Here is a 14,439-nt window from a genome sequence, read left to right as displayed (position 1 = left end):
GCGCCAGACGGGGCGGCATGGACTTCTAATCAGTCCTGTCATCGGGATAATGAACGGCACTCGTCGGGTCGGCCTTGTCCCCTGACCGAAGAGAAAAGAGCGCAGTTTGTGAACCTCGACGCCAGACTGAGCAGAACGTCGGCACTTCCCAGAGAGATGCCTCGTAAAATCAACCGGTTGCACAATTTCGAAGGCCCACGCGGAAGGGCTCAAATATTGTCCCGTTTTGGAACAGCGCCGCATTTATCCCGCCTTTTTTTTGCGGCTCATGGAATATTGCGGTGGCGCTGCTGCGAATCATCATCACCACGGGACTCGATATCGGCGCCAAGTGACCTGTAAGTACGCTATTTAGTTGTGTCTTTTCACAAGTCTCGCGGTTTTGAAGAAGAAATACATATTATTTTTATATTTCTCACTGACTGGTTGTTGTAGGTAGAAGAAAATAAACTATAAGCAGCCCCCGTAAGGGTGCCGCGACGGGACGCAAGCATTGAAGGGGTTTCGGTGCCTGGCAGATACGTCCGACTGCGGATGGCGGTGGAAGTTCGACCCGGCGATAACGCTTCAAAAGCGGCGCCGGCGCGATGTTCATACGGGGGCGCGAATTGTTCGAAATATCAAGACGCAACGATGCTTTGCCCGCGGCGGCTCCCACCACACCGGATCCACGGACTTTGGCGCGTTTCTTCATTTCGGAAGAATGGAGCAGTGAGCTTTCGAGCGGTGTCATCCGGCTCGGCGAACAAGCATCTTTCATGCATGGGGTGCCGCCGGGTGAATGCGGCCTGCTCAGCCTCGTCCGCTGTTACGACCGCGCTGACCACGCCCGGGTGCTGGAACTATTCGAACAGGCTTCTTCCGCCCCCTCGCGTTTCTGCTTTTCAACCGGCATCTCGATGTTGCCGGCCCTGCGGCAACCGGTCATCTGCATGGGTGAATCCTTCAATTTTGAAGATGGCCAGCCCGGTCGTATCACGGGACTGTTTCTGTTTCCCCGTTTCGAAGACATGCGCTTCGCCGCCTGATATCCTGTTTCCGGTTTCACCATCGTTCACAAAATAAAGACAATTCGTCTTCTGTTGTTCATCTTTATGGGCGAATGATTTTCAGTCATTGATATCTCCAGACATTGCCCCAACCGGCGAAACGCCGATCATTTACCGGAGATTTCCATGTCCAGCAGCCAGAACGTTCTCGTTCTTATTGCCCGCATTCTGCTTTCCTTCATCTTTATCTATGCCGGCTTCGGCAAGCTTACCGATCCGGCTGGTACGGCCGGCATGATCGCCGGTGCCGGCATGCCTGCCGCAACCGCGCTTGCATATCTCGCAGGCCTCTTCGAACTCGTGACCGGTCTTGCCATTTTCGTCGGTTTCCAGACGAAAATCGCCGCCTGGGCGCTTGCCGTCTTCTGCGTCTTCACCGGCCTCGTTTTCCACAGCGGCACCGTTGCCGTTCCCGGCTGGCCTGACCCGGCGCTTGGCTGGATCAACGCGCTGAACGGCATCATGCTGATGAAAAACATCACCCTGGCCGGCGCTTATATCCTGCTCGCCGCCTTCGGTCCCGGTGCCTATTCCGTCGATGCAAAGCGCGGCGTCGCTCTGGCTCACGCTTAATTCAGGCGTCCCGCCAACGAAAAAGCCGCTGGAGCGATCCAGCGGCTTTTGTGTTTTGATGCTCAGACCGCCGCCCTGATGCGCGACGCTATCTCCTCAATCCTTCCATCGCCGTCATGCTCCGGTTTGCGGGCGCGGACAAAGCAGGCTTCCGAACGCACGATGATACCGTCGGAGAGAATTTTCAGATGGTTGGCTTTCAGCGTCGAACCCGTGGAGGTGATATCAACGATGATATCCGCCTGCCCCGCCGCCGGCGCGCCTTCGGTGGCACCGAGGCTTTCGACGATGCGGTAAAGCTGGATGCCGTGCTGGCGTGAAAAGAACTGCTGCGTCAGCCGCCAGTATTTGGTGGCGATGGCGAGCCTTCGACCATGGCGGGCGCGGAACTCCGAAGCGACATCACCCAGATCCGCCATGCTGTCCACATCCAGCCAGATTTCCGGCACGGCGACCACGACGTCGGCATGCCCAAAACCGAGACGGGCGCAGAATTCCACCTGCGCATCGGCATTAGTCAGCCCTTCACGCACAAGGTCCTCCCCGGTCACGCCGAAATCCACCGTGCCGGCGCCGATCTCGCGGGCGATTTCTGACGCCGACAGATAGGCGATCTCGATATCGTCGCGCCCTTCGACGCGGCCGCGATAGGAACGATCATTGCCGACGGCAGCGACTTTCAGCCCGGCGCGTTCGAGAACGGCGGAGGAGTCTTCCTTCATCCGGCCCTTGGAGGGCAATGCGATGGTGATCATGGCTTACTCCCGCGCACCGTTTCGATGCGATCCAGCCAGAGCGAGAAGCCCACGGCCGGTATTTTTTCCTGTGCGCCGAGCAGCGTCAGCAGCCGGTCGAAACGGCCGCCACCGGCGAGAACACTATCTCCACCCGCTTCCACCACCTCGAAAACAAGGCCGGTATAATAGTCGAGCGGACGACCGAACGCCGCGCCATAGGTGACGGTTTCGAGGTCAACGCCCGCGTTAGAAAGAGCTGCGACACGTTTGTCGAAAGCGGAAAGCGCTCCGTCCAGTTTCAGCTTCGCCTTCGCAGCAAAATCGGCCAGAACCTGCGAGGCCTGCGGCAAAGGCGCCTTCAAAGCGAGGAACTGCTTCAGCAGCGCAAAGCTGTCATCCGGTAGACGTGTGGCCGCAAGGGCCAGTTTTTCCCGCAGGCGGCGGGCGATTTCCTGTGGTGAACGGCTTGCATTGGTGGAGTAGCCGGTTTCCTGCATCACCGTATCGAGATAATCGACCAGCACCGCCTCATCCCCCGTCGCCAATAGCCCGGCGACGCGGGCGTCCAGCCCGGTCATCGGCTTGGGATGCATGAGGCTTTCCAGCAACGCGTCAAGCTGCGCCATGTCACCGAAGGCCTGTACCAGCCGCTTCTGCCAGCCGAGCGGCAGGCCAAGGGCGGCAACAACCGCCTCGAACACCTGTTGATCGCCCAGGGTGACGGCAAGCGCCCGGCCCGGCAGCAGACGCTGCAGAATCCCGGTGGCATCGATGACGGCACGCGCATCGGCGGCAGCAATATCGGTATCGCCGAGATCCTCGATGCCGGCCTGATAAAATTCGTTCGCACCTTCGCGGCGCTGGCGGAAGACTTCACCGAGATAGGAATAACGTTTGGGTGTGCCGGTCGCCGTCTCGATATGGCGCAGGCAGACGGGAATGGTGAATTCGGGCCGCAGGCACAGGCTCTCACCCGTCTCGCTTTCCGTCATGAAGATACGGCGGCGCAAATCCTCGCCAGCCATATCCAGAAACGGTTCCGCAGGCTGGATGACGGGCGTGTTCACGCGACTCGCGCGGCGCGCGGCGAATTCTTCCAGTAGCTCTCCGGAAAACTCCGGCATGTCGATCAGGGGCATGGAACGGTACTTTTCGTCACGGTTCGAGCGGCTGCATCATTTCGATGCGGTTTCCGAAGGGATCATGGACATAAAACCGGTGATATCCCTCAAGCGGTTCATCCTCAACCACATGGCAGCCCGCTGTTTCAAGTGTTTTTCGCAAGTCTGCCAAGTCATCGACCAGAAACGCCGGATGGGCTTTTTTCGCCGGTCGGAAATCCTGCTCGATGCCCAGGTGCAGTTTTATCGAACCCCGGCTGAACCAACAGCCGCCGCGGGCAACCAGATTGGCCGGTTTTGCCTGTTCCGCAAAGCCGAGCAGGCTCCCGTAAAAAGCCCGCGCCTCTTTTTCACGGCCAGCCGGCATCGCCAGTTGAACATGGTCGAGCGCAAAGATCCCCATGGCTTCAGCGCCCTTCGGCGGCGCGGCGAACGTCCTCTGCCTGATGCTCCAGAATCTCGCGGACCTTTGCCACCAGCTCGGCCTCCGGCACGCTGACCTGGGCCACACGCGCCTCGCGCCAGCTGGCATTGTCCTCGATCTCGCCGGAGAGGCGCTTGCCTTCGATCAGGTCCTTGATCTGCACCACGCCTTCGGCGCGCTCGTCACCGCCCTGAATGATGGCAATGGGGGAACCGAGGCGGTCGGCATATTTCAGCTGGTTGCCGAATTTCTTCCAGTTGCCCTGATACATTTCAGCGCGGATGCCTTCGGCCCGCAGCGCCTGGGTGAAGCGCTGATAACGGCTCATACTCTCCACATCGCCATCCATGACGGTGATGAGAACGGGTGCGAGCGGCTTCACCTGGCCGAGCTTGCCGAGGTTCTTCAGCGCCGTCATCAGGCGAGAAACGCCGATGGAGAAGCCCGTGGCGGGAACCGGCTGGCCCATGAAGCGGGAGACGAGGCCGTCATAACGGCCGCCGCCGCCGACGGAGCCGAACACGACCTTTTCGCCCTTTTCGTTGGTGACATCGAAGGTGAGCTCGGCCTCATAGACCGGGCCTGTATAATATTCGAGGCCGCGAACGACCGAGGGGTCGATCTTGATGCGATCCGCATCGTAACCGGCACTGGAGACCAGAGCGCCGATGATGTTCAGTTCATCAACGCCTTCCTCGCCTTTCGAGGTGCCCGTGACCAGTTTCGCCAGATCATCGGCGCTCGCCGCATAATCCTTGATGCCGACGAAAAACAGGACCTTTTCGATCTGCTCGTCACCGAGACCGGCACCCTTAGTAAAGTCACCGGACTCGTCCTTGCGGCCGGGGCCGAGCAGCAGCTTTACGCCTTCAGGACCGAACTTGTCGAGCTTGTCGATGGCGCGCAGCACGTTGAGACGACGACCGGCATTTTCCTCGCCGCCGAGACCGATGGCTTCCATGACGCCATCGAGCACCTTGCGGTTGTTGACTCGGATAACGTAATCGCCGCGCTTGATGCCGAGTGCTTCCAGCGTATCCGCCATCATCATGCACATTTCGGCATCCGCCTGCACGCCGGATGCACCCACCGTATCGGCATCGAATTGCATGAACTGCCGGAAACGGCCTGGGCCGGGCTTTTCATTGCGGAAGACATAACCGGCGCGATAGGTGCGGTATGGCAGCTGGATTTCGTTGAAGTTTTCGGCCACATGGCGTGCGAGCGGCGCCGTCAGATCGTAGCGCAGGCTCATCCACTGGTCGTCGTCATCCTGCAACGAAAACACGCCCTCGTTCGGACGATCGCTGTCCGGCAGGAACTTGCCGAGCGCATCGGTATATTCGAACTGCGGCGTTTCGATCGGGTCGAAACCGTAAAGCTCATAAACCCTGCGGATCTTGTCGATCATCTCGTTGGTGGCATGGATATCGGCAGCCGAGCGGTCCACGAAGCCGCGCGGCAGGCGGGCTTTCAGTTTCTGAGGCTTTTTTGCTTTTTCGCTCATGATGCCGATCCGATATTTTCCTGAAATTATGCCGGTGTTAAAGCGCGCCGCGCTTTAAATTCTGTTTCTACGCATGTCTTTATCCCAAAACCGCTGCGCACTTTTGGGAGACATGCTTTAGAGGATGAAGCCCTGTGCGGCAAGCCGCAAAGGCTCCGGTTTTACTGGCCGCGAAGGACAAGCGATGCTATATGGGATGCATGTATCCCATTTTGCTCGGAAAGGACGCAAGCGATGAGCAAACAGACGGCCATCCGCCTCCCGGATGAGACCTATGAGCGGCTGAAAGCGCTTTCCGAGCGCACCGGACGCACATCTGCCTATTACATTCGCGAGGCGATCGAGAAGCATATCGAAGATATGGAAGATCTTTATCTCGCCGAAGAGGCGACGCGGCGACGGATCGCAAACAATGAGCGCACCTATACTCTGGAAGAAGTGATGCGCAATCTTGATCTGGAAAATTGAGTTTCAGCGCCGCGCCGTCAAGCAGCTTGAAAAGCTGGCGAAGCAAGATGCGAACCGCATCGTTTCGTTTCTGGCAGACAGGGTGGTGCAAAATGAAAATCCCCGCAGAACCGGTGCCGCCCTGCAAGGTTCCGAACTCGGCAGTTATTGGGTCGAAATCGGCCATCGCCGACAAATTTACCGTTAGGCATTCATGATCCTCGAATCCCTGCAATATGCCGCGACACGCGCGGTCACGCCGAAAGAATTCCGGCCGCATATCCGCTATTCCGTCAATCTCTGGGCACGCGCCAACCGTTGCGCCAAAGCCTGGGCGGAGCATGAAAACAACAGCCGGCAATTCGTGCTGCAATCGGCGAGAAAGCTGAAGCAGAGACGGACCGCCGTGGTGCTGGGGTCCGGCCTGTTGCGGGATGTACCCCATGAGGCGCTGGTGGCGATGTTCGATACCGTCGTTCTGGTCGATCTGGTACATCTCGCCAGTGTGCAGGCGAAGTTGCGGCTCAATGCCAAAAAGAATGTCCGCATCGCCAATCGCGATCTTTCCGGCTTCGATGATCTCATGGCCGGCCGACCGGCGGAACCGCTCGATTTCCTGCGGCGGGTGCCCTATCTCGATTTTGTCGTCTCGGCCAACCTGCTGTCGCAGATCGGTACGGGTGCACAGCATCGGCTGGAACGGCAGAAAATAGCGGCTGCGCCTGATGACCTCCTGCCGAAACTCATTCATACGCATCTCGATGCGCTGGCCGGTCTGCCCTGCAAGGTGTGCCTGGTGACGGACACCGCCTTTGACGTCATCGGCAAGGATGGAAGCCTGCACCAGCACGAAGACCTGCTGCACGGCATTGAGCTTCCCGCGCCCGCCGCTGCATGGGAGTGGCCGCTCGCGCCGCTTGGCGAGGAAAGCAGGGATTATCGCATCGTGCACCACGTCATTGCACGCGAACTGACCTGATCGTCATGCTTATTCCATAATTTCAGCGGTAACTTCACATCATGTCCCATGTGGTCCGCACATTGATGTTCCTTGCCTGCCTGCTTTACGGCGCGATGCCGGCGCAGATGGCGATGAGCATGCCGACAGGCATGGTTGTTTCCTCGCATTTGCCGATGAAACATCAAGATACCCAATCACACCCGCAAGATCACGGTTCTCAAACGCCTGCGGAGAATGCCGCTCATGAAGCGGGAACGGGCGGTTGCTGCCCCCACGGCAACGATGCTTCACATCCGGATTCCTGCGCCGCCTGCCTGATCGTGGTTCCACGAATGATCTTTGCCGATGCCGGGCGGATGGCATTCGCCTATCCGAAGCCGCAACGCGGCACTGTCTTTGACGGCAAGGCTTTCGCGCCGCCGCTACCGCCTCCCCGCGCCTGACCGCAGATTTTTCAGACCGACTTTCGAAAAATCCGTCAGACACAGGAAGGATAATCCATGTCTATCAAGACCATTACGCTCGCCGCCGCTTTTGCGGCCTCTCTCGCCATGCCCGCTTTTGCACAGGACGCGGGCGGCCATGCCGGACACGACATGTCAAAAGGCAGCATGAGCGACAGCGCCTCCACGCAGGCGTTCATGGAAGCCAGCAAAAAGATGCATGGCAATATGGCAATCGATTATAGTGGCGATGCCGACGTCGATTTCGTGCGCGGCATGATCCCGCATCATCAGGGGGCGATCGATATGGCCAAGGTCCAACTGCAATACGGCAAGGACCCGGAAATCCGCAAGCTGGCCGAAGAAGTGATCAAGGCGCAGGAAGGCGAAATGACCATGATGAAGGCCTGGCTGAAGTCCAAGGGCAAGTGATTGCTACTGTTGAAGGGGAGCGCCGGCTATGGCGCTCCTCCGGCAACTTTGCGGCATATTTCTTCCCCCGCGGGGAGAAGAAACTTGCGACAGCTTTCCCATACAACGGCGAACGCGCGAACGCCGCCTGCCACCCCGCGCGTTACTATAACCCAGCAAGACCGGCCTTGTAATCCTCCGATGCCGCGCGGCTGAGGCGTTCCAGCTCCATGGCTGCCCGGCTGGTGTGGCGTTCCTTGTGGCGCAACAAAGCGAAGTTGCGGGCGGGCAGATCAATACCAGCGCGAACGAGCAGGCCTTGCCGCAGGAAGAGGGATGCCACTGAGGCTGAAACTGCCGTCGCAGCCCCGCCGGAGCGTGCCGCCATCACCACCGCCTCGTTGGACGGCAGTTCAAGCATGACCGAGAGTTCACCCGGATCCACGCCCATCTGCCGCACCGCCGCCTCGAAGGCGGAGCGGGTGCCGGAGCCCTGCTCGCGCAGAACCCATGAAGTGCCGTAGAGGATATCCAGCGCGGTGAGATAACGGCCATCGGCAAAGGGATGGGCGGAGCCCGTGACGACCAGAAGCTTGTCAGACACCACCGGCTGCACCATCAGAGCCGGCTCATCGATCCTGCCTTCAATGAAACCCACCTCCGCAAGACCGTCCAGCACCGCCTGCGTCACGGTCTTGGTATTGCCGATATCCAGCCGCACGGTGACACCGGGATAGAGCTTCTTAAACTGCATCAGGATCGGCGGCAGCCAGTAGCTCGCAATGGTCTGGCTGGCGCAGACGGTGATTTCACCGCGCGTCAGCCCGCCCATTTCGGAGAGAATTAGTTCCGCATTGCGCACACGCGCCAATGTCGCCTTTGCTTCACCCAGAAACACCCGGCCGCTTTCAGTCAACTCAATGTTGCGGCCGACGCGGTGGAACAGTTCGACATTATAAAAGGCTTCGAGATTTTTGATGGCGGAGCTGACGGCGGAGGCGGTCAGACCGATGGCTTCCGCAGCCCTTGTCAGGTGCTCGCGTTCGGCTACGGCTATGAAAATACGGAGCTGCTCAAAGGTCATGGTTTTTCATTCGATTTTATAGAATAATATATGCCATATTATTTGATAGAATAAAACAGGCTGCTGCGGCATGGTCTGGTCATGGCCCAACATCGCACCCTTGCTCATCCCTTCCAGTTTTCGCTCCGCTGGCTCACCCCGCTTCTTCCGGGCATTCTCATCTGTGTAGCTGTCAGCTGCGCCGCCATTCTGGCGGAGCGCGTTCAGGTACGGCTTGCGGGCCATGCCTGGCTTGGCGATCTCGTTCTCGCCATTCTGATCGGGACCATGCTGCGTTCGCTGGTGGCTCTGCCCGCAGCCGCTTCCGCCGGCATAAAGTTCAGCGCCAAGACCCTGCTTGAAATCGCCGTGGCGCTTCTCGGTGCATCACTCAGCCTGTCCATCCTCAAGGGCGCCGGCGGATTGCTGATAGGTGGCATTGCGCTGATCGTCGCGCTGTCACTGGTCGTCAGCTATGCCGCCGGGCGGATGCTCGGCCTTCCGCCCAAGCTCGCGACGTTGATTGCCTGCGGCAATTCCATCTGCGGCAATTCCGCCATTGCCGCTGCGGCCCCCGCCATCGGCGCCAAGCCGGAAGATGTCGCCGCCTCGATTGCCTTTACCGCGGTTCTCGGTGTCGCCGCCGTGCTTTTGATGCCATTCCTGCCGCAGCTTCTCGGGCTCGACGCCACCCAATACGGCATCTTCGCCGGGCTTACGGTCTATGCCGTGCCGCAGGTTCTGGCCGCCACCGCCCCGCTTGGCGCGATTGCCGTGCAAACCGGCACCATCGTGAAGCTCATCCGCGTGCTGATGCTGGGACCTGTCATCGCCACCCTCTCCGTCGTCCACGGCCGGTCGGACAAGGGACGCCTCAGATTGCAGCAGATGGTTCCGTGGTTCATCATCGGCTTCGTGCTGATGATCATGGCCCGGTCATTCGGTCTCATCCCTGAAGTCCTGCTTGCCCCCGTCGCCTCTCTCTCAAACATCCTCACCATCATGTCGATGGCGGCGTTGGGCCTTTCGGTCGATATCCGCAGCCTTCGCCACGCCGGCGGTAAGGTCATCCTGGCTGCCAGCCTGTCTCTCTTGCTGCTCGGTATCCTGAGCTTTGGCCTGATCATATTGACCCAGACGGCCTGAGCCAGCTTCCGGCTTTATTCGCCGGCGCTGACAGTAAGTGTATAATGCGCACCGAGCCCGCGGCGCGGCGAACCGAGAATGAGCGTCGGGCGAATCAACCACTCAGTATCTGCCTTTGGTGTCAGCGTCGCCACCTTGCCCTGGGAATCGCTGAAGAAAATCGCATCTTCATCCGGGGTCGAAAAATCGAAGATCGCCATCAACACGAATTCGCTCGAGGCGGCGAGCTCGACCTTCACCGTCTGCCCTGCCTTCACCTTCAGACGATAAACATCGCCGCGCCCGCGACGCGTCCAGCCCTCGAGCTTCAGCGGGCCGGCCGGTGGCAACGCCACCTCCTTAAGCCTTTCGCCGTCATCCAGCCAGATACCGTCGACGTTGCGGCCTTCCGCAAAGGAGGGGTGCGGCACGGCGGCCATGGCCATGGCAAGCGCCAGGAGAAGGGGGGTTACCTTCATGGACGTACAAACTCCCGCCGCATGACCTCTATCGGCTGGCGGCAATGACAGCCTTCGATATGGTCGTTGACCATACCCATGGCCTGCATGAATGCATAGACGGTCGTCGGGCCGACAAAGGTCCAGCCCCGCTTCTTCAGATCCTTGGAAAGGCGGATGGAGGCGGCGCTAGTGGGATTGGCCCTTAAAGTCGCATAGTCCAGCCTTTGCGGCCTTTCTGCGGCAGCCGGTTCGAAACCCCAGAAATATCGGGCGAGCGACCCGAACTCGTCCCGCAGAGCCACGGCGCGGCGGGCGTTGTTGATGGTGGAAACAATCTTGCCGCGATGGCGGATAATGCCCTTGTCGGAAAGGCAGCGCTCGATATCGGCCTCGCCGAACTCGGCCACTTTTTCGAACTCGAAATTGGCGAATGCAAGACGGAAAGCCTCCCGCTTGCGCAGCACCGTCAGCCAGGAGAGGCCGGACTGAAAGCCCTCCAGGCAAATTTTCTCAAACAGGCGGCGATCATCGGTGACGGGATAACCCCATTCCTCGTCGTGATATCGGCTGTAATCCGCAAGCCCCTGCTGCCAGAAGCACCGAACAAGGCCATCCGCGCCCGTTTCAAGTCCCGCCTCGATCATTTCCGCGACCACCTTTTCCACTCCGCCTGCGACCACTTAAAGACTGCACTTACCACTCATTCACCACGTTTCAAAACGGGGTGCTAACCCTAAAATCAGCTTTCCTTAATCAAGCGCTTTTTAATGAACAGCCATTTACGATTCGCTGGCGTCAAGGTGCGAACGTGTCCGGCAAAGCGGGAGAATGATCCCGCAAATCCATAGTTGCGACGTCCCGCAGAGAGAGTCCACCCGATGACGATGAAGTCCGTTTTCCTGGCGTTGAGCCTTGTTTCCACCCTCGCCGTCCCTGCCGCCATGGCCAATGAACGTTATCGCGAGCGTCCGCCCGTCGTCGTCAGCCCGGATCTTTCCGCGCCATGGGTAACCCAGCTCGGTGGCCGCGGCAACGTGCGCCCCGTTGTCTATCCGCGCGCACCTGCCGCACGCCAGCCGTTCTTCCAGCAGCGCCAGGCCGCAATGCCGCAGCGCCCCAGCTCCGGCGTCACATCGCAGCGCCCGGCACGGGTGCAGAATGCCGCCGTACGCCCCAATGCGCCGGTGCGTACCCAGATCGCGCCGCAATTCCTGCCGCAGATCGTCACCTATCCGACCAATGAAAAACCCGGCACTATCGTCATCGATACGCCGAACCGTTTCCTCTATCTCGTGCTTGCTGATGGCAAGGCCCGGCGTTATGGCGTCGGCGTCGGCAAGCCCGGTTTCGAATGGGCTGGAACTCACAAGGTGACCCGTAAGGGGGAATGGCCGAGCTGGACCCCGCCGAAGGAAATGATCACCCGAGAGGCGGCAAAAGGACATTACCTGCCGGCCTTCATGGAAGGCGGCCCCGCCAACCCGATGGGCGCGCGCGCCATGTATCTCGGCTCGACGCTTTACCGGATCCACGGCACCAACCAGCCCTGGACGATCGGCAGCAACAATTCCTCCGGCTGCATCCGCATGCGCAACGAGGATGTCACCGATCTCTATGAGCGCGTCAACGTCGGAACCAAGGTCATTGTGATATGACGGCAACGGTTCAGCCTTTCCGGCCGCTTCGGAACGGGCGTATTGGCTTATCCGCTTGAATTACCGCCCTGCGGCGGTACAATCCGGCTCACTTCAGCGGAATGAGACTTGGCGGGGGACGCCAGGCGCCGAACCTCTCTCAGGGGGATGACGGAACGGCCTTAAAGCGGGTGGTCAATCGACCGCCCGTTTTTCGTTTCTGTCATTCAAATGTTATCAAAAAACGGTTTGGTGAATTACTGATATCAATCTGGATTCACTTCATGCCGCGCCATACTTCATTTGTTTGCGCCCTGCTCTTCAGCGGCGTTTCCTTCTCTGCCGCAATCGCGGGCGAATTCGAAATTTCCGGTTACGGCGGCTGGCAAAGCGCACCGCACAGCGATGTGAAAGTTTCCGACGGTCCGGATTTCCGCGCCGGATGGGAAGGCAAGTCCTTTTCCAACCCGCCCTACTGGGGCGTGCGCGGCACCTACTGGTTCGATGAGGGTCAGCTCCGGAATTTCGGTATCTCGCTCGATTTCACCCATGACAAGGTCTATGCCGATGACCAGACGCTTGCCCGCTCAGGCTGGTCGCATTTCGAATTCACCGACGGCCTGAACCTACTGACGCTGAACGCGCTCTACCGCTTTCCGCTGGAATCCCTGCCGATCACCCCTTACGTCGGCGCCGGCGTCGGCATCAACGTGCCGCATGTGGAAGTGTACCGCCCCTCCGGCAAGACTTTCGAATACCAGTTCGGCGGCGCAACGCTGCAGGCGCAGGCCGGCCTCAGCTACCGCATCACCGACAGCTGGTCGACCTTCGTGGAATATAAGGGCACCTATTCCTTCGTCGATGTCGATATTGACAACGGCGGCTCGTTGAAGACCGACATCATCACCAATGCGGTGAATTTCGGTGTGGCGTATAAGTTCTAGTGGTGGCTTGGGAAGCGGGGCGCATCCTCGCAGCCGGTGGGCATCCCCTCACCCTCACTCCCTGTGCTTGTCACAGGAATCTGGACGATGCGCGTCCGCGTGACGGAAAGAATCTTCTCGGCCCAAGGACTGGCTGGATCCCCGTGACAAGCACAGGGATGAGGAAACGAGAGCGACGACGCTCAGGCGAATCTTTTCTCATGCACGACGGGCTTTACTGGTGCGCGGCGTTCTAAACCGAGAGTCTAGCCGGCTTCGGCCCGCCATAAGCCCAGTCCAAAAGCTCGACAGTGTGCAGGATCGGCATGTCCGTGCCGGTTCCGATCTGCGTGATGCAGCCGATATTTCCTGTCGCGATGACATCTGCCCGCGTGGCCTCGATGTTCTTCACCTTGCGCGCCTTGAGCTTGCCGGAAATTTCCGGTTGCAGGATGTTGTAGGTTCCGGCCGAGCCGCAGCAGAGATGCCCTTCCGCCGGATCACGCACGGCAAAACCCGCCGCCTTCAGCAGTTGTTTCGGCGCAAGCGTGATCTTCTGACCGTGCTGCATGGAGCAGGCGGAGTGATAGGCGACCGTCAGCCCCTGGCTTTGCTGTTGCGGCAGATCGAGCGTGGCGAGGTATTCGGTGATGTCCTTTGCCAGAGCCGAGACCCGCGCGGCTTTTTCGGCATAGGCCGGATCAAGCCGAAGCATATGGCCGTAATCCTTGATGGTGGTGCCGCAGCCGGACGCGGTGATGATGATGGCGTCGAGACCGCCATTCTCCATCTCGCGCGTCCAGACATCGACATTCCGCCGAGCAGAAGCCAGCGCCTCTTCTTCCTCCCGCCCCATATGATGCACCAGCGAACCGCAGCAGCCCTCCCCTTTCGGCACAACGACCTCGATACCGAGCCGCGTAAGCAGCCGCAGCGTCGCCTCATTGATACCGGGATCAAGCACCGGCTGGGCGCAGCCGGTGAGAATGGCGACGCGCCCCCGCTTTTCACCTTCGGCCGGTCGCGCGCCCGGGCGGCTTGACGCCGACGCTGGAGGGACCGCGGCCGGTGCGAGAGCAAGCATGGACTGCAGCGGTTTCAGCGCGGGAGCCTTTGCAAAAAGACCGGCGAAAGGCCGTGCCAGACGGGCCAGATGCAGGGCCAGCCGGAAACGGGCAGGATGGGGTAATATGCCGACCAGAAGATTGCGGATCAGCCGATCCATGAAGGGGCGCTTGTACGTCTGCTCGATATGGGCGCGGGCATGATCGACCAGATGCATGTAATCCACGCCGGAGGGACAGGTGGTGGTGCAGGCAAGACAGGAAAGACAGCGGTCGATATGGGTGACCACCTCGCGGTCGGCCGGACGGCTGTTTTCCAGCATGTCCTTGATGAGGTAGATGCGGCCGCGCGGGCTATCCAGCTCGTTGCCAAGCGTGACATAGGTGGGACAGGTGGCGGTGCAGAAGCCGCAATGCACACATTTGCGCAGGATTTTTTCGGATTCCGCCACATGTGGATCGGCCAGCTGCTCAGGCGTGAAGGATGTTTGCATGG

At 59.6% G+C, this 14,439-nt stretch carries 18 protein-coding genes; 10 read left to right on the top strand and 8 right to left on the bottom strand.

The window, feature by feature from the left end:
- The first annotated feature begins 587 nt into the window (after nucleotides 1-587).
- Both EGT36_RS09940 and EGT36_RS09935 read left to right on the top strand, forming a co-directional pair.
- Nucleotides 588-1,028 carry a hypothetical protein gene (locus EGT36_RS09940; protein WP_037090831.1) on the top strand — a complete coding sequence of 147 codons (441 nt, stop codon included), beginning with the start codon at nucleotides 588-590 and terminating at the stop codon, nucleotides 1,026-1,028.
- Nucleotides 1,029-1,175: 147 nt separating this feature from the next.
- Entirely contained in the window at nucleotides 1,176-1,622 is a 447-nt protein-coding gene (locus EGT36_RS09935) for a DoxX family protein (protein ID WP_037090832.1), read from the top strand.
- 62 nt (nucleotides 1,623-1,684) lie between these two features.
- On the opposite strand, the gene hisG is transcribed toward EGT36_RS09935, so the two are convergent.
- The 4 genes from hisG to hisS are packed head-to-tail and all read right to left on the bottom strand — an operon-like array spanning nucleotide 1,685 to nucleotide 5,411.
- Entirely contained in the window at nucleotides 1,685-2,377 is a 693-nt protein-coding gene (gene hisG / locus EGT36_RS09930) for an ATP phosphoribosyltransferase (RefSeq protein ID WP_004440190.1), read from the bottom strand.
- On the bottom strand, nucleotides 2,374-3,498 hold the full coding sequence (locus EGT36_RS09925) for an ATP phosphoribosyltransferase regulatory subunit (protein ID WP_037090833.1): 1,125 nt from the start codon (nucleotides 3,496-3,498) through the stop codon (nucleotides 2,374-2,376). The genes hisG and EGT36_RS09925 overlap by 4 nt, the downstream gene beginning before the upstream one ends.
- Before the next feature lie 16 nt (nucleotides 3,499-3,514).
- Nucleotides 3,515-3,883, bottom strand: a complete 369-nt coding sequence (locus tag EGT36_RS09920) for a VOC family protein (RefSeq protein WP_006699502.1) — start codon at nucleotides 3,881-3,883, stop codon at nucleotides 3,515-3,517.
- A gap of 4 nt (nucleotides 3,884-3,887) precedes the next feature.
- Complete coding sequence (hisS, locus tag EGT36_RS09915; RefSeq protein ID WP_037090834.1) at nucleotides 3,888-5,411, bottom strand: histidine--tRNA ligase; 1,524 nt, start codon at nucleotides 5,409-5,411, stop codon at nucleotides 3,888-3,890.
- Between the two features lie 234 nt (nucleotides 5,412-5,645).
- On the opposite strand from hisS, the gene relB reads away from it, so the two are divergent.
- The 5 genes from relB to copM are packed head-to-tail and all read left to right on the top strand — an operon-like array spanning nucleotide 5,646 to nucleotide 7,694.
- Nucleotides 5,646-5,879: a type II toxin-antitoxin system RelB family antitoxin gene (gene relB, locus EGT36_RS09910; RefSeq protein WP_004440186.1), complete on the top strand. Its 234-nt coding sequence runs from the start codon at nucleotides 5,646-5,648 to the stop codon at nucleotides 5,877-5,879.
- Nucleotides 5,863-6,066, top strand: a complete 204-nt coding sequence (locus EGT36_RS09905; protein WP_286083845.1) for a type II toxin-antitoxin system RelE family toxin — start codon at nucleotides 5,863-5,865, stop codon at nucleotides 6,064-6,066. Before relB ends, EGT36_RS09905 begins: the two co-directional genes overlap by 17 nt.
- A 6-nt stretch (nucleotides 6,067-6,072) precedes the next feature.
- On the top strand, nucleotides 6,073-6,837 hold the full coding sequence (locus EGT36_RS09900; protein WP_125270349.1) for a hypothetical protein: 765 nt from the start codon (nucleotides 6,073-6,075) through the stop codon (nucleotides 6,835-6,837).
- Between the two features lie 41 nt (nucleotides 6,838-6,878).
- Nucleotides 6,879-7,262: a hypothetical protein gene (locus EGT36_RS09895; RefSeq protein ID WP_234882025.1), complete on the top strand. Its 384-nt coding sequence runs from the start codon at nucleotides 6,879-6,881 to the stop codon at nucleotides 7,260-7,262.
- Nucleotides 7,263-7,319: 57 nt separating this feature from the next.
- The gene (gene copM, locus EGT36_RS09890) at nucleotides 7,320-7,694 is read left to right on the top strand and encodes a CopM family metallochaperone (RefSeq protein ID WP_037090836.1); all 375 of its coding nucleotides are present in this window, start codon (nucleotides 7,320-7,322) and stop codon (nucleotides 7,692-7,694) included.
- A gap of 145 nt (nucleotides 7,695-7,839) precedes the next feature.
- Here the strand turns inward: copM and EGT36_RS09885 are convergent, their stop codons facing one another.
- The gene (locus tag EGT36_RS09885; RefSeq protein WP_004440182.1) at nucleotides 7,840-8,757 is read right to left on the bottom strand and encodes a LysR substrate-binding domain-containing protein; all 918 of its coding nucleotides are present in this window, start codon (nucleotides 8,755-8,757) and stop codon (nucleotides 7,840-7,842) included.
- Nucleotides 8,758-8,838: 81 nt separating this feature from the next.
- On the opposite strand from EGT36_RS09885, the gene EGT36_RS09880 reads away from it, so the two are divergent.
- On the top strand, nucleotides 8,839-9,882 hold the full coding sequence (locus tag EGT36_RS09880) for a YeiH family protein (RefSeq protein ID WP_037090837.1): 1,044 nt from the start codon (nucleotides 8,839-8,841) through the stop codon (nucleotides 9,880-9,882).
- A 14-nt stretch (nucleotides 9,883-9,896) separates the two neighbouring features.
- On the opposite strand, the gene EGT36_RS09875 is transcribed toward EGT36_RS09880, so the two are convergent.
- Both EGT36_RS09875 and EGT36_RS09870 read right to left on the bottom strand, forming a co-directional pair.
- Complete coding sequence (locus EGT36_RS09875) at nucleotides 9,897-10,340, bottom strand: hypothetical protein (RefSeq protein WP_004440178.1); 444 nt, start codon at nucleotides 10,338-10,340, stop codon at nucleotides 9,897-9,899.
- Entirely contained in the window at nucleotides 10,337-10,966 is a 630-nt protein-coding gene (locus EGT36_RS09870; protein ID WP_037090940.1) for a DNA-3-methyladenine glycosylase I, read from the bottom strand. Before EGT36_RS09870 ends, EGT36_RS09875 begins: the two co-directional genes overlap by 4 nt.
- Nucleotides 10,967-11,200: 234 nt before the next feature.
- Here EGT36_RS09870 and EGT36_RS09865 point away from each other — a divergent pair, with 234 nt between their 5' ends.
- Together EGT36_RS09865 and EGT36_RS09860 are read left to right on the top strand one after the other, a co-directional pair.
- Entirely contained in the window at nucleotides 11,201-11,977 is a 777-nt protein-coding gene (locus EGT36_RS09865) for a L,D-transpeptidase (RefSeq protein WP_125270347.1), read from the top strand.
- 263 nt (nucleotides 11,978-12,240) lie between these two features.
- Complete coding sequence (locus EGT36_RS09860; RefSeq protein WP_004440172.1) at nucleotides 12,241-12,900, top strand: outer membrane beta-barrel protein; 660 nt, start codon at nucleotides 12,241-12,243, stop codon at nucleotides 12,898-12,900.
- 232 nt (nucleotides 12,901-13,132) lie between these two features.
- Here the strand turns inward: EGT36_RS09860 and glcF are convergent, their stop codons facing one another.
- On the bottom strand, nucleotides 13,133-14,437 hold the full coding sequence (glcF, locus tag EGT36_RS09855) for a glycolate oxidase subunit GlcF (protein WP_125270345.1): 1,305 nt from the start codon (nucleotides 14,435-14,437) through the stop codon (nucleotides 13,133-13,135).
- Nucleotides 14,438-14,439 lie beyond the last annotated feature (2 nt).

Origin of the sequence: Agrobacterium sp. FDAARGOS_525 (assembly GCF_003938925.1) — a bacterium.
GTDB lineage: Bacteria > Pseudomonadota > Alphaproteobacteria > Rhizobiales > Rhizobiaceae > Agrobacterium > Agrobacterium pusense.
This window is presented reverse-complemented; position numbering and strand designations above follow the sequence as displayed.